The organism is Streptomyces sp. NPDC001750 (assembly GCF_042892615.1).
Lineage (GTDB): Bacteria > Actinomycetota > Actinomycetes > Streptomycetales > Streptomycetaceae > Streptomyces.
Genome location: NZ_JBIAUE010000002.1, coordinates 258,322 through 273,626 on the forward strand (window position 1 = coordinate 258,322; position 15,305 = coordinate 273,626).

Consider the following 15,305-nt stretch of genomic DNA (forward strand, 5'->3'; position numbering starts at 1 on the left):
TGAAACTTTCCCTCTCAGCCCAGCAGTACGTCGTCGTCGCCGATGCGCTTGAGTTCGCGCAGCAGCAGGGCGATACCGGTGGCGATGGCGGCGGCGGAGACGACGGCGTCGACCAGCCGGAGCGTGTCGTGCTCGGAGCGGGCCTGCTTGGCCTGCCTGATGACACCGAGCGCCCCGAAGGCGGTGGTGCCGATGGACAGGTACGTACCGGCCTTGGACTTCTTGAAGCCCTTGGCCTTGCTCAGCGCGTTCACAGTGACGGAGCCTCCTCCAGCAGCGGATGTCCCCACTTTTCCACGAAGGCGGCCTCGACGGCGGCTCCGACCTTGTACAGCCGGTCGTCCTTCATGGCGGGGGCGATGATCTGCAGACCGACCGGCAGGCCGTCCTCCGGGGCCAGACCGCAGGGCAGCGACATGGCGGCGTTGCCGGCGAGGTTGGTCGGGATGGTGCAGAGGTCCGCGAGGTACATCGCCATCGGATCGTCGGCGCGCTCGCCGATCGGGAAGGCGGTGGTGGGCGTCGTCGGCGAGACGATTACATCGACCTGCTCGAAGGCCCGCTCGAAGTCCCGGGTGATCAGAGTGCGGACCTTCTGCGCGGAGCCGTAGTACGCGTCGTAGTAGCCGGAGCTGAGCGCGTACGTGCCGAGGATGACGCGGCGCTTGACCTCGTCGCCGAAACCGGCCTCGCGGGTGAGCGCGGTGACGTCCTCGGCGGACTTCGTGCCGTCGTCGCCGACCCGCAGGCCGTAGCGCATGGCGTCGAAGCGGGCCAGGTTGGAGGAGCACTCGGACGGCGCGATCAGGTAGTAGGCCGACAGCGCGAGGTCGAAGGACGGGCAGTCCAGCTCGACGATCGTGGCGCCGAGCGACTTCAGCAGCTCGACCGACTCGTTGAACCGCTGGACGACGCCGGCCTGGTAGCCCTCGCCGGAGAACTGCTTGACGACGCCGACCCGCATGCCCTCGACGCTGCCGTTGCGTGCGGCCTCGACGACCGGCGGGACCGGGGCGTCGATGGACGTCGAGTCCATCGGGTCGTGGCCGCCGATCACCGCGTGCAGCAGCGCCGCGTCCAGGACCGTACGGGCGCAGGGCCCGCCCTGGTCGAGGGAGCTGGAGAACGCCACCATGCCGTAGCGGGAGACGCCGCCGTAGGTGGGCTTGACGCCGACGGTGCCGGTGACGGCGGCGGGCTGGCGGATGGAGCCGCCGGTGTCCGTGCCGATGGCCAGCGGGGCCTCGTACGAGGCGAGCGCGGCCGAGGAGCCGCCGCCGGAGCCGCCCGGGATCCGCGTGAGGTCCCACGGGTTGCCGGTCGGGCCGTAGGCGCTGTTCTCGGTGGAGGACCCCATGGCGAACTCGTCCATGTTGGTCTTGCCGAGGATGACGACGTCGGCGTCCTTCAGCTTCTTGGTGAGGGTCGCGTCGTACGGCGGGATCCAGCCCTCGAGGATCTTGGAACCGACGGTGGTCGGGATGCCCTCGGTGGTGAAGATGTCCTTGAGCGCGAGCGGGACACCCGCCAGCGGGCCCAGCTTCTCGCCCGCCGCCCGCTTCGCGTCGACGGCACGGGCCTGCGCGAGCGCGCCCTCGCGGTCGACGTGCAGGAAGGCGTGGACCTTCTCGTCGACCGCGTCGATCCGGGCCAGGTGCGCCTCGGTGACCTCGACGGCGGTCAGCTCGCCGGACGCGATCTTCTCGGCGATCTCGGCGGCGGTGAGCTTGATGATGGTGCTGTTGTCCGTCATGGTTTCAGCCCTCCCCCAGGATCTGCGGCACCTTGAAACGCTGCTGCTCCTGGGCCGGGGCGCCGGAGAGCGCCTGCTCGGGGGTGAGCGACGGACGGACCTCGTCCGCGCGCATGACGTTGGTCAGCGGCAGCGGGTGGGAGGTCGGCGGTACGTCTTGGTCGGCGACCTCGGAGACGCGGGCGACCGCGCCGATGATGTCGTCGAGCTGACCGGCGAAGTGATCGAGCTCTTCGCCCTTCAGCTCCAGACGCGCCAGCCGGGCGAGGTGGGCGACCTCCTCGCGCGTGATGCCAGGCATGCAGCGATCCTCAGGGGTTGGTGTGCGGTTTTGGCCCAATCCTATGGTGTCGGCCGCCAACGCTCCCGCCACCCGGGTGAACCTCCTGGTCGGGCGGCCGATCGGGGCCGGCCGCCCTCGCCGTCGCGGACGCGGGCCGGACGGTCGCGCCGTCGCGCACCCGTGTCGGGCGGTGGCGACGCACGTCGGCGGTCAGGTCGTCGCGGGCCGCGAGTCGGCCGTCCGTCCCGGAGGGCGCTGCTCCAGCTCCGGCGTCGCCGCGGCGGCTGCGGCGGCTGCGGCGGCCGCGGCCGCCAGCTCGGCCGGTCGGCGCCAGCCGTGCTCGCCGCGCGCCCGCAGCCAGGCCGTCGTCTCCTGCGGCGGCATCGCCGCGGCGACCAGCCATCCCTGCACGGCGTCGCAGCGCAGGTCCCGCAGCCGCTCCCAGGTCTGGTCGTCCTCGACGCCCTCCGCGACCACCAGCAGGCCCAGCGAATGCGCCAGGTCGATGGTGCAGCGGACGATCTCCGCGTCCTCGTTGTCGACGGCCAGCCGGGCCACGAACGACCGGTCGATCTTCAGCTCGCTGACCGGCAGCCGCCGCAGATGGACCAGCGAGGAGTACCCCGTGCCGAAGTCGTCGAGGGACATCTTCACGCCGTGCCCGGTGAGCCCGGCCAGGGTGTCGGCGGCGCGCTGCGGGTCCTCCAGCAGCACATGCTCCGTGATCTCCAGCTGGAGCGCCCCGGCCGGGACGCCGTGCCGGGCGAGCCGGGCCGCGACGCTGCCCGCGAATCCGGGGGTGTGGACGTCGCGCGGCGAGACGTTGACCGCGACCGGGACGAACAGCCCCTGCGCCCGCCACCGGGCGACCTGGGCCAGCGCCGTCTCCAGGACGTACTCCGTGAGGTGCGGCATGAGCCCGGACGACTCGGCGATGGCGATGAACTCGTCCGGAGGGACCCGCCCGCGCTCCGGGTGCACCCAGCGCACCAGCGCTTCGAGGCCGGCCACCTGGCCGTCGAAACGGACCTTCGGCTGGTAGTGGAGCTCCACCTCACCGGCGTCCAGCGCCCGTCTCAGGTCGCCGAGGAGCCCGAGCCGGTCGGGGGTGTTGCTGTCCCGCTTCGACTCGTACACCTCGACACCCGTGCGGTCGCGCTTGGCCTGGTACATCGCCACGTCCGCCCGCCTGAGCAGACCTTCCGCGTCCGGTGCGTGGTCCGGGTGGACGGCGACCCCCGCGCTGGCCTCCAGCACCAGGGTCAGACCGTCCAGGTCCAGCGGGGAGGACAGCGCCGCGACCAGGTGGCGGGCGACCCGCTGGGCGCTGGTCGTGGAGTCGGTGGTCGGCAGGAGCACGGCGAACTCGTCGCCGCCGAGCCGTGCGGCCTCCGCCCCGCGCGGAAGCGCGAGCCGGAGCCGCTCCGCTATCTGCAGCAGCAGCCGGTCCCCCGCCAGATGGCCGAGGGTGTCGTTGACCGCCCGGAAGCGGTCGAGATCGATCAGGACGAGAGCGGCCCTGGCCCCGACGGCCTCGGCGTCCTCCAGGGCCGTCCAGATGCGTTCCAGCAGCCACTGCCGGTTGGGCAGCCCGGTCAGCGGGTCGCGCAGCTGCTCCTCCGCGCGGGCCCGCGCGATCCAGAGGGTGGAGTCCAGGGCGATGAGCGGCACCGCGAACAGGGGCAGGAGCATCGGCATGGTCATCGCGACGACGCAGATCAGCGGTGCGATGCCGATCAGCGCCGCCATGAGGAGGCCCTGCCGGAGCAGGGTGGTGCGGGCGACGGTCGGCAGTCCGCCGCCCTGGGGGGCTCCCGCGTACCAGAGCAGGAGGCGGCTGACGAGCAGATAGGTGCAGGCGGCCAGCAGGATCTCGGGGAGGTCGGCGATGCCCCAGTCGAGTGGCTGCCAGGGGGATTCGACGGTCTGGACGTCGCCGAACGCGGCGAGAACCAGGGCCGCCGCGCCTATGCCCAGGATGTCCACGGCTCCGTGCAGCAGCCCTTGCCACCAGCGTTGCCGGCGGGCGACTCCGACGAGCACGACGACGACCAGGCTCACCAGCCCGGCGGCCAGCCAGCCGTAGAGCAGCAGCACGGCGAGCGTGAGGGCGGCCCCGGAACCGGCGCCGCCCGACCACCGGTCGCGTCCGAGCGCCACCAGGTGGCCGACGACGACACCGGTGAGGACGGCGAGGGACCAGCCGGCCTCGCCGTCGGGAAAAAGTGCGCGCCCCTCGCTCAGGGCCCGGTAGAAACCGGTCGCGATCAGAACGAAGGCGAACGCGATGGCAACGGCACCCACCTTGGGTGTGAGGCCGACGAAACCTTGCAGCCGCGACACCGGTGCGGCGCTCTCGGTCGGTTTCATTCCGTCCCTCTCACAGCCGGCGGTGCCCATGTCACCCGATGGTTCAGTTCCATGCCACCACGACCCGGAATTCCCATCCGCGGCCGGGCACGGCAGACGCACATCCCAACAGTAGGCCGCAACAGGCCGATAAGGGCAGCGCTCTACCGCTCTTGCCCGAATGCGAACCGACCCTTCACCAGCATCTGATATGCGCCGTTCGGGTGAACCCGCCCAACTGGGGGCAACCCTTGCCCCCTTCCACCCGCATATGACGCCTCTGTTCCTTTTCGTTCGTCATGTGCCCCTGGATTCACCCCTTCGACCGGCCATGGTCCCGTCCTCGCCCCGATCATTCCGCCGGTTCCGCGACGGGCGCGGCGGCCTCGCGCGCGGCCTCCGGTCCCTGTTCGAGCAGCACGGTGAAGCCGTCCTCGTCCAGCACGGGCACCTTCAGCTGCACCGCCTTGTCGTACTTCGAACCGGGGTTGTCGCCGACGACCACGAAGGAGGTCTTCTTCGACACCGAACCCGTCACCTTCGCCCCGCGGCTCTGCAACGCCTCCTTCGCGCCGTCCCTGGTGTGGCCGGACAGCGTGCCGGTGACGACGACGGTGAGCCCTTCGAGCGGGCGCGGCCCCGCCGCTTCCCCCGCTTCCTCGTCCTCCATCCGGACCCCGGCCTCCCGCCACTTGCGCAGGATCTCGCGGTGCCAGTCCTCGGCGAGCCACTGCTTCACCGAGGCGGCGATGATCCCGCCGATCCCGTCGGCCTCGACCAGCTCCTGCTCGGTCGCCTCGTCGATCCGCTCGATGGAGCGGAACTGACGGGCCAGCTCGGCCGCCGCGACCGGGCCCACGTGCCGGATGGAGAGCCCGGTGAGGATCCGGGCGAGCGGAGCGCTCCTGGCCGCGGCGATGGCGTCGAGCATGGCGAGCGCGTTCTTCTTCGACTCGCCCTGCTGGTTGGCGAAGACCCAGGCGGTCTTCTCCTCGCCGGTCTTCGGGTCGCGCCTGGGCAGCCCGCTGTCCGGGTCACGGACGTAGGCGCGGATCGGCAGGAGCTGTTCGATGGTCAGCCCGAAGAGGTCGCCCTCGTCGCGCAGCGGCGGCTCGGCGGGTTCCAGAGGCTGTGTCAGGGCCGCCGCCGCGACATAGCCGAAGTGGTCGATGTCGAGACACTTGCGGCTCGCGAGGTAGTAGACCCGTTCCCGCAACTGAGCGGGGCACGAGCGTGCGTTGGGACACCGGAGGTCGACATCGGCCTCCTTCATGGGCTTCAGCTCCGTACCGCACTCCGGGCAGTGCGTCGGCATCACGAACTCCCGCTCGGTGCCGTCGCGCAGATCGACGACCGGGCCGAGGATCTCCGGGATCACGTCGCCCGCCTTGCGGAGCACGACCGTGTCCCCGATGAGGACGCCCTTCGCCTTCACCACGTTCTGGTTGTGCAGGGTGGCGAACTCGACCTCGGAGCCCGCCACCTCGACCGGCTCGACCTGCGCGTACGGCGTGACGCGGCCGGTGCGGCCGACACCGACGCGGATGTTCACCAGCTTGGTGTTGACCTCCTCCGGCGGGTACTTCCAGGCGATCGCCCAGCGCGGGGCGCGCGAGGTGGAGCCCAGCCGGCCCTGGAGCGGGATCTCGTCGAGCTTGACGACGACACCGTCGATCTCGTGCTCCACGGAGTGCCGGTTCTCGCCGTAGTACGCGATGAACTCCCGTACGCCGTCCAGCGAATCCACCACCTTGTTGTGCCGGGCGGTGGGCAGGCCCCATTCGTGCAGCAGCTCGTAGGCGTGCGAGAGACGGTCGATGTCGAGGCCCTCACGGGCGCCGATGCCGTGCACCACCATGTGCAGCGGGCGGGTGGCGGTGACCTTCGGGTCCTTCTGGCGCAGTGAACCGGCCGCCGCGTTGCGTGGGTTGGCGAACGGCTTGTCCTGCGCCGCGACCAGCCGGGCGTTCAGCTCCTCGAAGGCGTGCATCGGGAAGAAGACCTCGCCGCGGATCTCGACCAGCTCCGGGATCCGGTCGCCCTTCAGCCGGTGCGGGATCTCGGCGATCGTACGGATGTTGGGCGTGATGTCCTCGCCGGTCCGGCCGTCGCCCCGGGTCGCGGCGCGGGTCAGCCGCCCCTGCTCGTAGGTGAGGTTGACCGCGAGACCGTCGACCTTCAGCTCGCACAGGAAGTGATGGCCGGTGGTGCCGACGTCCTTGGCGATCCGTTCGCCCCAGGCCGTCAGCTCCTCCTCGTCGAAGGCGTTGTCCAGCGACAGCATCCGCTCGCGGTGCTCGACGGAGGTGAATTCCGTCCGGTACGGACCCGCCACCTTCTGCGTCGGCGAATCCGGCGTGCGCAGCTGCGGGTACTCCTCCTCCAGGCCCTCCAGTTCACGCATCAGCCGGTCGAACTCGGCGTCGCTCACGACCGGCTGGTCGTTCACGTAGTAGCGGAAGCGGTGCTCCTCGATCTGTTCGGCGAGGAGCGCGTGCCGCTCCCGGACCTGTGCGGGCACCGCCGTCTGCTGTTCGCCGGCCATCGTTCCGTCCTCCCGTTACCCGTGACCCCGTTACTCAGGGTTGTCTGCGAGTGATCTCGCGGCCCGGGCGCAGTGGGCGAGCGCGGCGCGCGCGTACGCGGGCGAGGCGCCCGCCAGTCCGCACGCCGGGGTGATCACCACGGACCGCGTCAGCGTCCCCGGATTCAGCCCCAGCCTGCGCCACAGCGTCCTGACCCCCATGACGCTACCGCCCGGGTCGGGCAATCCGCCCGAGGCCGGGTCGGTGCCGGGCACCACTCCGAAGAAGATCTGGGTGCCGCCCTCGACCGCCTCCCCGATCGCTTCCTCCTCACGCTCGGTGAGCAGTCCGAGATCGAACGAGATCCCGTCCGCCCCGGCCCTGCGCAGCAGCGCGAACGGTACGTCGGGGGCGCAGCTGTGCACGACCGTCGCCCCGTCCCCGGCCGCTGCCAGGACGTCGCGCAGGGCGCCCTCCACGATCTGCCGGTCCACGGCCCGGTAGGTGCGGTAGCCGCTGGCCGTCCTGATCCCCCCGCGCAGGACACCGGTCAGCGACGGTTCGTCGAGCTGGAGCACCACGTCGGCGCCGGGCACCCGGCGCCGCACCTCCGCGAGATGGGCGCGCAGCCCCTCCGCCAGGGAGGCCGTCAGGTCACGGCAGGCCCCCGGGTCGCCGAGCGCGGCCTCGCCACCCCGCCGTTCCAGCGCGGCGGCCAGCGTCCACGGGCCGACGGCCTGGACCTTGAGCGGCCCCTCGTACCCCTGGGTGAACTCCTCCAGGGCGTCGAGGTCCTCGCCCAGCCAGGACCTGGCCCGCCGGGTGTCCCGGCCGGGCCGGTCGCTGACCCGCCAGCCGCTGGGCTCGACGTGCCCGTACAGGTCCACGAGCAGCCCGACGGTCCGCCCGATCATGTCCGCACCGGGCCCACGGGCCGGGAGCTCCGCCAGATACGGCAGCCCCTCGCCGTCCCCGAAGGACCCGGTGACGGTCTTCGCCGCCTCCCGCGCGTCTCCTCCGGGCATGGAACCGATTCCGGTGGCCCGGCAACCCTCGAACTTGTTCGTCTCGCTCACGTGGGAAGCCTAAAGGCCGTCCACGGCCCGTGGTGCGGGACGGCCGCCGGACCGGACCCTCACCACGCGGGACGGCCGCCCGATCCGCGCGGTGACGGTCCGGCCGTGTACGGTCCGGGCGGTCGGCGGCCGGGGCGCGCGAGGGTCAGCGGCCGGGGCGCACCCTGAGGTCGGTGACCTCGGCGTCGCGCGGCAGGTCGAGAGCCGCCAGGATCGTGGTGGCCACCGACTCCGGGTCGATCCAGCGGGAGGGGTCGTACTCCTTTCCCTCCTGCTGGTGGACCTTGGCCTGCATGGGGCTGGCGGTGCGTCCCGGGTAGACAGAGGTGACCCGGACCCCGTTCGCGTGTTCCTCCTGGCGCAGCGAGTCGGCGAGCGCCTTCAGACCGTGCTTGCTCGCGGCGTACGCGGCCCACTCCGCGGACGCCGCGAGCCCGGCGCCGGAGTTCACGAAGAGCACATGCCCCTGGGCGACCCGCAGCTGCGGCAGGAGGAGCCGGGTCAGCTCGGCGGGCGCGATCAGGTTGGCGTTGAGCTGCAAGTGCCACGCCTTGGGCGTGAGGTCGCCGACCGCGCCGAGCTCCACGACGCCCGCGACGTGCAGCAGCGAGTCGACCCGTTCCGGCATCGTCTGGTGGGCGAACGCCCAGGACAGCCGGTCCGGGTTGGCGAGGTCGCCGACGAGCGTACGGGCGCCGGGGTGCAGCTCGGCGAGCTCCTTGGCGCGGGCCGCGTCGCGGGCCACCAGCACGGCCTCGTCACCGCGCTCCAGAAGACGACGGGTGACGGCTGCGCCGATGCCGGACCCGGCGCCGGTGATGACATGTGTGGGCATACCGCCATGATCTCATCAGGTCGCCGGGCCGCCGGTCGTGCCCCGGAGCCGCGCACCGCGCCGCCGCACACGCCTGTCGGCGCATGACCGCGCGATCCGTGCGCCCGCGTCACCGCTGCTCGGCCGCGTCCTCCAGGTGGGCCAGGGCGCTCGCGCCGTCCTTGGCGAAGAACACCAGGTCGGTGAGCGGGATGGGGAGGAAGCCCTCGTCCTCCATCCGCTGGAACTGCTGGTGCAGCCCGTCGTAGAAGCCCGCCGTGTTCAGCAGGACGATCGGCTTGTCGTGCTTGCCGTGCTTCTTCAGCTCCAGGATCTCGGTCGCCTCGTCGAGCGTCCCGGTGCCGCCCACCATGATCACGACGGCGTCGGCTTTCTCCAGGAGCAGCGCCTTGCGCTCGGCGAGATCGCGGGCGATCACCATCTCGTCGGCGTTGGTACGCGCCTTGTCGGCGAGGAAGTCGACCGACACGCCGACCAGCCGTCCGCCCGCCTCCTGCACGCCATCGGCGACGACCTTCATCAGCCCGCTCTCCGACCCGCCCCAGACGAGGGTGTGCCCGCCCTTGCCGATCAGCTCGGCGAATTCACGGGCGGGGCGGGTGTAGCGGTCGGCGAGGTCGGCGGCGGAGAGGAAGACGCAGATGTTCATAGCGGACACCGTAGAGGTCGCCACCGGCAGGCCACGCCACCGGGCCCGTTTCCGGCCATGCCGAGAGGACGGGGAAGGCCGGGGGAAAGGCCCGAACGGCAGGGACGACGAGGGAAGAAAACGGCCCGCGACTCGGCTGAACAAGGCATGACCTCCACACAGGGACATCAGGGGCACGCGGGACACCAGGGACGCCAGGGGCACCCGGAACACGCGGGGGACGCGGGGCACGCGGGGCACACGGGACACCGCATTACCGTCGAGCCCGGCACCGAGCACGTACGGGTGGTCCACGACGGGCAGGTGCTCGCCGAGAGCCGCCGCCCGATCGTCCTGCGCGAGACGGGCTGCCCGGTCCGCTACTACCTGCCGCCCGAGGACGTCCGTACGGACCTCCTGACGGCCTCGGACACGCGGACGCACTGCCCGTTCAAGGGCGATGCCTCCTACTGGTCGCTTCCGGACGCGGCCGATCTCGTCTGGGCCTATCCCGATCCGAAACCCGAAGTCGCCCCGATCAAGAACCACTTCTGCTTCTACGAAACCGAGACCGTCACCGGCTGAATGTCCCCGGCCGGCCGCCTCGCGACCGCCGGGGCCGCCCGCTCAACCACCGCCCCAACCTGCGGACTTGAGGAATCCCAAAGAATCTTGGGCCGGAGCGATGAGTTTTCGGGAGGGCGGTGGTCTGCACTTGCATGGACAAGACTCTCTCCCCCGACGGCACCGTGATCGCCTATCGGCGCCGAGGTGAAGGACCGCCGGTGGTCCTGGTTGGCGGAGCGCTGGGCACGGCGGCGACCGAGGCGCCCCTGGCGCGCCTCCTCGCCCCGCGCTTCGGCGTGGTCACGTACGACAGACGCGGACGCGGCTCCAGCGGCGACAACGGCCCGTACGCGGTGGAACGCGAGATCGAGGACCTGGCCGCGCTCATCGCGGCAGTGGGCGGCCGGGCCTCGGTGTTCGGGGTGGGCGCGGGCGGGGCGCTGGCCCTGGAGGCCGCCGCGGCGGGGGTGCCCGTCGACCTGCTGGCGGTGTACGAGCCCACGTACACGCCCGGCGCCGCCGGGGCGCAGTTCAAGGCGTCCTGCACGGCCCGCCTGCACCGTCTGCTGTCCGCCGAGGACCGCGCCGGGGCCGTGGAACTGTTCCTGTCCGTGACGGGCGTCCCGGCCGACACCGTCGCCCGGATGCGGCGTGCACCGCTGTGGCACGACCTGGTGTCGCTGGCCCACACCCTGGCGTACGACGACGCGTTGCTCGGCGACGGTTCGATCCCGGCCGAGCGCTTCGCCTCCGTGACGGCCCGGACCCTGGTGGTGTGCGGCGGTTCCAGCACCGCCCGGGCCCACCGGTCGACCCGTGCCCTGGCGGATGCCGTTCCGCGTGCCCGCCACCGCACCCTGACGGGCCAGACCCGCGACCTGGCGCCCCAGGCGGTGGCCCCGGTGCTGACGGAATTCTTCGCCGAGGACACGCGCCCCCTGCTCCGGGCATCCTGACCCCCGCCCTCCGGCACGGCCGCACCCGCACGGGGGTCGGGCGAGGCCGTGCCGGAGGCGCGGGAACGCCGGTACGGGCAGGACACGGCCGGGGCGGGCCCGCGGCCGAGCGCCGACGCGAACCAGACGGTGCCGCCACCCGGCCCCGACGCACCCTCCCCCTGGGCGTATCCCCCGTGCGAGGGTGACGACCATGCCGCAACAGGGGCATCGCCCCCGGTCCTTCAGATCCGTGTTCGGGCTCGCCCCGACGCGATTCGCCGCATGCCGCAAGATCGACGCACCGGATCTGGAACACGCTTTGGCGGACGACGCCACGCTCTGCGGTATCCCTCGGCCGGAGGTGACGGTCCATCGGCACCTCTTCGCCGCGGGGAACCCCCGGGCATGTCCGCACTGCGGGGTGAAGGCGGAGCGGGGGTGAGATGCTGTGCGGGTGGCGCTCCCTGGTTCCCGCACGAAGACGACGGACATGTGGCTGCTGCCGGAGGACGAGATTCTCGTGGGGCAGCGGATTCGCGGCGCTCTCCCCGACGGCGCGTGGCTGTGCAGTCAGCCCGGCCCCGCGGGCCTGCACGAGGTGCATCTGCATCAGACGGTGGAGCAGGCGCTGAGCTGCGGCGGAGTGCAGGCGTTCCTGCTCCTTCCGGCGGGAGCGGCGGCACCGGCCGGCGTCGTCACGACCGACGGGGTGACCGCCCGGCCCGAGCTGCGGCATGTGGCCATCGCGCAGCTCCTGTGCTCACGCCGCGTCCGGGACCAGGACGGCGAGGTCTTCCGAGCCGGACGCCTGGCGGTCCGCTGGAACGAACCCGACGTCGGCCCCGAGACGCACCGGCTCCTCACCGGACAGACGCGCCTGGTCTGGCAGGCGCTGCGATCCGCGACGCGGCCGGCCGCGTTCACGGACCCGACCGGCCGGAGGACGAACGGGCAGCGGATCGGGGCCGCCGCACAGGACCTGGTGGCCCGTACCGGCATGCCCCTGACGCGCGGAGGAGCCCAACGCCTGCACCTGGCGGCGAAGCCGCCCCGGCACTGAGGACACGGCCGCGCATGCGAAGCGCGCGCTTCGATCAGCCGAAGCCCGCAGCACACGCCGGAGCGGTCAGCCCGCCGCTGCCGCGGCCTTTCGCCGGACCGTCGTCGCGATGGTCGCGGAGCCCACCACGCGGGTGCCGTCGTAGAGGACGACGGCCTGGCCCGGGGCCACGCCGCGGACCGGCTCGGTGAAGGTGACGTGCAGGGTGTCGTCGACGAACTCCGCCGTCACCTCGGTCTCGCCGCCGTGGGCACGGAGCTGGGCGGTGTAGGTGCCGGGGCCGGCCGGGGCGGTGCCGCACCAGCGGGGCTTGACGGCGGTGAGGGCGGTGACGTCGAGAGCTTCGACCGGGCCGACCGTCACCGTGTTGTTCACCGGGGAGATGTCCAGGACGTAGCGCGGCTTGCCGTCGGGGGCGGGGTGGCCGATGCGCAGGCCCTTGCGCTGGCCGATGGTGAAGCCGTACGCGCCCTCGTGGGTGCCGACCTTCGTGCCCGACTCGTCGACGATGTCGCCCTCGGCCGTGCCGAGCCGGCTCGCCAGGAAGCCCTGGGTGTCGCCGTCGGCGATGAAGCAGATGTCATGGCTGTCGGGCTTCTTCGCGACGGCCAGGCCCCGGCGCTCGGCCTCGGCGCGGATCTCGTCCTTGGTGGTGAGGGTGTCGCCGAGCGGGAACATCGCGTGGGCGAGCTGCTTGTCGTCGAGGACGCCGAGGACGTACGACTGGTCCTTCGCCATGTCGGAGGCCCGGTGCAGTTCGCGGCTGCCGTCCTCGCGGACGACGACGGTGGCATAGTGGCCCGTGCACACGGCGTCGAAGCCGAGCGCGAGGGCCTTGTCGAGCAGCGCGGCGAACTTGATCTTCTCGTTGCAGCGCAGACAGGGGTTGGGCGTGCGGCCGGCCTCATACTCCGCGACGAAGTCGTCCACCACGTCCTCGCGGAAGCGTTCCGCCAGGTCCCACACGTAGAACGGGATGCCGATGACGTCCGCGGCGCGACGGGCGTCCCGGGAGTCCTCGATCGTGCAGCAGCCGCGCGCCCCGGTACGGAAGGACTGCGGGTTCGCGGAGAGCGCGAGGTGCACACCGGTCACGTCGTGGCCCGCCTCGGCGGCGCGGGCGGCGGCGACGGCCGAGTCGACACCGCCCGACATGGCGGCGAGCACGCGGAGGGGACGCTGGGAAGTCTGAGTCATAGCCCCACCAGGGTACGGGGCTCCGGGAACGGAACGCTCACGGATATGCGTTGGGGATCACATGGGTGCGAAGAAGGCCACGGGGTCCGGAGGGTCCGCGGCGGGGGCGGGGCGCGGCGTCAGCAGGCGCGGGCTGCTGATCGGCGCCGCCGCCACGGCCGCGGTGGCGGGCTCGGCCGTGCTGGCGCGGGACGAGTTGGAACGGGCCTGGTGGCGGCTGCCCGGAGTGGACAAGCCCCGGACACCGGGCGAGGTCGACTACGCGCGGGCCCAGTGGATATCGGCGTCCGAGGCGAACTGGCGCCGGGCCGACCGCCCCGCGGACTACGCGATCGACCGGATCGTCGTCCATGTCACCCAGGGCAGCTACCGCAGCGCGGTGAGGGTCTTCCAGGACCCGGGCCACGGCGCGGCGGCGCACTACGTGGTGCGCCGGGACGGCCATGTGACGCAGATGATCCGTGAGCTGGACGTGGCGTTCCATGCGGGGAACCGGTCGTACAACGAACGCAGCGTCGGCATCGAGCACGAGGGGTTCGTGGACCGGCCGCAGGACTTCACGGCCGAGATGTACGAGGCGTCCGCCCGGCTGGCGGCGGCGATCTGCGAGCGGTACGGGATACCCGTCGACCGCGAGCACATCGTCGGGCATGTGGAGGTGCCGGGCGCGGACCACACCGACCCCGGGCCGCACTGGGACTGGAACCGGTATCTGAAGCTCGTCCGGGCGGCCCGGACCGCCGGGACGGCGGGAACGCGGGCGGGTACCCCGGGCGCCTGACCGCGCACGCGCCCCGCGCGTCCTGTGCGCCCTGCGCGGCCGAGCGTCCCGTATGCGCCGGTCCGGCCGGACCCCGCGGTGCTCCGCGCCGGCTCGGACGAGTCCCGCCGTGTCAGACGAGTCCCGCCATGCGTGCCCGCTCGACCGCCGGGCCGATGGCGCGGGCCACCTCGTCGATGTCCTGCTTCGTGGACGTGTGGCCGAGCGAGAAGCGCAGGGTGCCCCGGGCCAGGTCCGGATCGCTGCCGGTGGCCAGCAGGACGTGGCTGGGCTGGGCGATGCCCGCGGTGCACGCGGAACCGGTGGAGCACTCGATGCCCTGGGCGTCCAGCAGCAGGAGCAGGGAGTCGCCCTCGCAGCCGGGGAAAGTGAAGTGGGCGTTGGCCGGGAGCCGGCCGCCGGGGGCCGGGTCACCACCGAGCACGGCGTCGGGTACGGCCGCCCGCACCGCCGCGACGAGGTCGTCGCGCAGCCCGCCGATCTCGCGGGCGAACTCCTCGCGGCCGTCGGCGGCCAGACGTCCGGCGATGGCGAAGGCGGCGATGGCGGGGGTGTCGAGGGTGCCCGAGCGGACGTGCCGTTCCTGGCCGCCGCCGTGCAGTACGGGCACGGGGGTGTACTCACGGCCGAGCAGCAGCGCGCCGATGCCGAACGGGCCGCCGATCTTGTGCGCGCTGACCGTCATCGCGGCCAGGCCGGAGCGGGCGAAGTCGACGTCCAGCTGCCCGAACGCCTGCACCGCGTCGGCATGCATGGGCACGTCGAACTCGCGGGCCACCTCCGTCAGTTCGCGTACCGGCATGATCGTGCCGATCTCGTTGTTGGCCCACATGACGGTGATCAGGGCGATGTCGTCGGGGTCGCGGAGGACCGCCTCGCGCAGCGCGTCGGCGTGGACGCGGCCGTACCGGTCGACGGGGAGGTACTCGACGTTCGCGCCCTCGTGCTCGGCGAGCCAGTGGACGGCGTCCAGCACCGCATGGTGCTCGACCGGGCTGGCCAGCACCCGGGTGCGGCGGGGGTCGGCGTCGCGGCGGGCCCAGTACAGGCCCTTCACCGCGAGGTTGTCGGCCTCGGTGCCACCGGAGGTGAAGACCACTTCGCTGGGGCGTGCGCCGAGCGCGTCGGCGAGGGTCTCTCTCGACTCCTCGACGGTACGACGGGCCCGGCGCCCCGCGGCGTGCAGCGAGGACGCGTTACCGGTGGCAGCGAGCTGGGCAGTCATCGCGGCGATCACTTCGGGAAGCATCGGCGTGGTCGCGGCGTGGTCGAGGTAAGCCATGGTGGGCCCGATTCTACGAGCCCGCCCGCCC

At 72.3% G+C, this 15,305-nt stretch carries 14 protein-coding genes; 4 read left to right on the plus strand and 10 right to left on the minus strand.

The window, feature by feature from the left end; translation table 11 throughout:
* Positions 1-14 precede the first annotated feature (14 nt).
* The 8 genes from ACFYY6_RS04490 to ACFYY6_RS04525 all read right to left on the minus strand — a co-directional run bounded on the left by ACFYY6_RS04490 (position 15) and on the right by ACFYY6_RS04525 (position 9,470).
* Positions 15-254: a hypothetical protein gene (locus tag ACFYY6_RS04490; protein WP_351523773.1), complete on the minus strand. Its 240-nt coding sequence runs from the start codon at positions 252-254 to the stop codon at positions 15-17.
* On the minus strand, positions 251-1,753 hold the full coding sequence (gene gatA, locus ACFYY6_RS04495; protein WP_351627216.1) for an Asp-tRNA(Asn)/Glu-tRNA(Gln) amidotransferase subunit GatA: 1,503 nt from the start codon (positions 1,751-1,753) through the stop codon (positions 251-253). The genes ACFYY6_RS04490 and gatA overlap by 4 nt, the downstream gene beginning before the upstream one ends.
* A 4-nt stretch (positions 1,754-1,757) precedes the next feature.
* Positions 1,758-2,054 carry an Asp-tRNA(Asn)/Glu-tRNA(Gln) amidotransferase subunit GatC gene (gene gatC / locus ACFYY6_RS04500; protein ID WP_389191631.1) on the minus strand — a complete coding sequence of 99 codons (297 nt, stop codon included), beginning with the start codon at positions 2,052-2,054 and terminating at the stop codon, positions 1,758-1,760.
* Between the two features lie 192 nt (positions 2,055-2,246).
* Positions 2,247-4,406 carry a putative bifunctional diguanylate cyclase/phosphodiesterase gene (locus ACFYY6_RS04505; protein WP_389191634.1) on the minus strand — a complete coding sequence of 720 codons (2,160 nt, stop codon included), beginning with the start codon at positions 4,404-4,406 and terminating at the stop codon, positions 2,247-2,249.
* A 331-nt stretch (positions 4,407-4,737) separates the two neighbouring features.
* The gene (gene ligA, locus ACFYY6_RS04510) at positions 4,738-6,930 is read right to left on the minus strand and encodes an NAD-dependent DNA ligase LigA (RefSeq protein WP_389191637.1); all 2,193 of its coding nucleotides are present in this window, start codon (positions 6,928-6,930) and stop codon (positions 4,738-4,740) included.
* Between the two features lie 30 nt (positions 6,931-6,960).
* Positions 6,961-7,986 (minus strand): methionine synthase, encoded by a 1,026-nt coding sequence (locus ACFYY6_RS04515; protein WP_351523779.1) that lies wholly within the window; start codon positions 7,984-7,986, stop codon positions 6,961-6,963.
* Positions 7,987-8,131: 145 nt separating this feature from the next.
* Positions 8,132-8,821, minus strand: a complete 690-nt coding sequence (locus ACFYY6_RS04520; RefSeq protein ID WP_351523781.1) for an SDR family oxidoreductase — start codon at positions 8,819-8,821, stop codon at positions 8,132-8,134.
* A 109-nt stretch (positions 8,822-8,930) separates the two neighbouring features.
* On the minus strand, positions 8,931-9,470 hold the full coding sequence (locus ACFYY6_RS04525) for a TIGR00730 family Rossman fold protein (RefSeq protein WP_351523783.1): 540 nt from the start codon (positions 9,468-9,470) through the stop codon (positions 8,931-8,933).
* A gap of 147 nt (positions 9,471-9,617) precedes the next feature.
* On the opposite strand from ACFYY6_RS04525, the gene ACFYY6_RS04530 reads away from it, so the two are divergent.
* The 3 genes from ACFYY6_RS04530 (at position 9,618) to ACFYY6_RS04540 (ending at position 12,014) form a co-directional block, all read left to right on the plus strand.
* Entirely contained in the window at positions 9,618-10,034 is a 417-nt protein-coding gene (locus ACFYY6_RS04530; RefSeq protein WP_389191641.1) for a DUF427 domain-containing protein, read from the plus strand.
* Positions 10,035-10,168: 134 nt separating this feature from the next.
* The gene (locus ACFYY6_RS04535) at positions 10,169-10,972 is read left to right on the plus strand and encodes an alpha/beta fold hydrolase (protein WP_351523786.1); all 804 of its coding nucleotides are present in this window, start codon (positions 10,169-10,171) and stop codon (positions 10,970-10,972) included.
* A gap of 436 nt (positions 10,973-11,408) precedes the next feature.
* Positions 11,409-12,014, plus strand: a complete 606-nt coding sequence (locus tag ACFYY6_RS04540; RefSeq protein ID WP_389191645.1) for a hypothetical protein — start codon at positions 11,409-11,411, stop codon at positions 12,012-12,014.
* A gap of 66 nt (positions 12,015-12,080) precedes the next feature.
* On the opposite strand, the gene mnmA is transcribed toward ACFYY6_RS04540, so the two are convergent.
* Positions 12,081-13,211 carry a tRNA 2-thiouridine(34) synthase MnmA gene (gene mnmA, locus ACFYY6_RS04545; RefSeq protein ID WP_389191648.1) on the minus strand — a complete coding sequence of 377 codons (1,131 nt, stop codon included), beginning with the start codon at positions 13,209-13,211 and terminating at the stop codon, positions 12,081-12,083.
* A gap of 61 nt (positions 13,212-13,272) precedes the next feature.
* On the opposite strand from mnmA, the gene ACFYY6_RS04550 reads away from it, so the two are divergent.
* On the plus strand, positions 13,273-13,992 hold the full coding sequence (locus ACFYY6_RS04550) for an N-acetylmuramoyl-L-alanine amidase (RefSeq protein ID WP_389191651.1): 720 nt from the start codon (positions 13,273-13,275) through the stop codon (positions 13,990-13,992).
* A 112-nt stretch (positions 13,993-14,104) separates the two neighbouring features.
* On the opposite strand, the gene ACFYY6_RS04555 is transcribed toward ACFYY6_RS04550, so the two are convergent.
* Complete coding sequence (locus ACFYY6_RS04555) at positions 14,105-15,274, minus strand: cysteine desulfurase family protein (protein WP_351627197.1); 1,170 nt, start codon at positions 15,272-15,274, stop codon at positions 14,105-14,107.
* Between the last annotated feature and the right edge of the window lie 31 nt (positions 15,275-15,305).

Bases quoted from the DNA above. Each gene is read 5' to 3' on its own strand.
- gatA (WP_351627216.1), bottom strand. From the start codon at position 1,753: ATGACGGACAACAGCACCATCATCAAGCTCACCGCCGCCGAGATCGCC.
- gatC (WP_389191631.1), bottom strand. From the start codon at position 2,054: ATGCCTGGCATCACGCGCGAGGAGGTCGCCCACCTCGCCCGGCTGGCG.
- ACFYY6_RS04505 (WP_389191634.1), bottom strand. From the start codon at position 4,406: ATGAAACCGACCGAGAGCGCCGCACCGGTGTCGCGGCTGCAAGGTTTC.
- ligA (WP_389191637.1), bottom strand. From the start codon at position 6,930: ATGGCCGGCGAACAGCAGACGGCGGTGCCCGCACAGGTCCGGGAGCGG.
- ACFYY6_RS04520 (WP_351523781.1), bottom strand. From the start codon at position 8,821: ATGCCCACACATGTCATCACCGGCGCCGGGTCCGGCATCGGCGCAGCC.
- ACFYY6_RS04525 (WP_351523783.1), bottom strand. From the start codon at position 9,470: ATGAACATCTGCGTCTTCCTCTCCGCCGCCGACCTCGCCGACCGCTAC.
- ACFYY6_RS04530 (WP_389191641.1), top strand. From the start codon at position 9,618: ATGACCTCCACACAGGGACATCAGGGGCACGCGGGACACCAGGGACGC.
- ACFYY6_RS04535 (WP_351523786.1), top strand. From the start codon at position 10,169: ATGGACAAGACTCTCTCCCCCGACGGCACCGTGATCGCCTATCGGCGC.
- mnmA (WP_389191648.1), bottom strand. From the start codon at position 13,211: ATGACTCAGACTTCCCAGCGTCCCCTCCGCGTGCTCGCCGCCATGTCG.
- ACFYY6_RS04550 (WP_389191651.1), top strand. From the start codon at position 13,273: ATGGGTGCGAAGAAGGCCACGGGGTCCGGAGGGTCCGCGGCGGGGGCG.
- ACFYY6_RS04555 (WP_351627197.1), bottom strand. From the start codon at position 15,274: ATGGCTTACCTCGACCACGCCGCGACCACGCCGATGCTTCCCGAAGTG.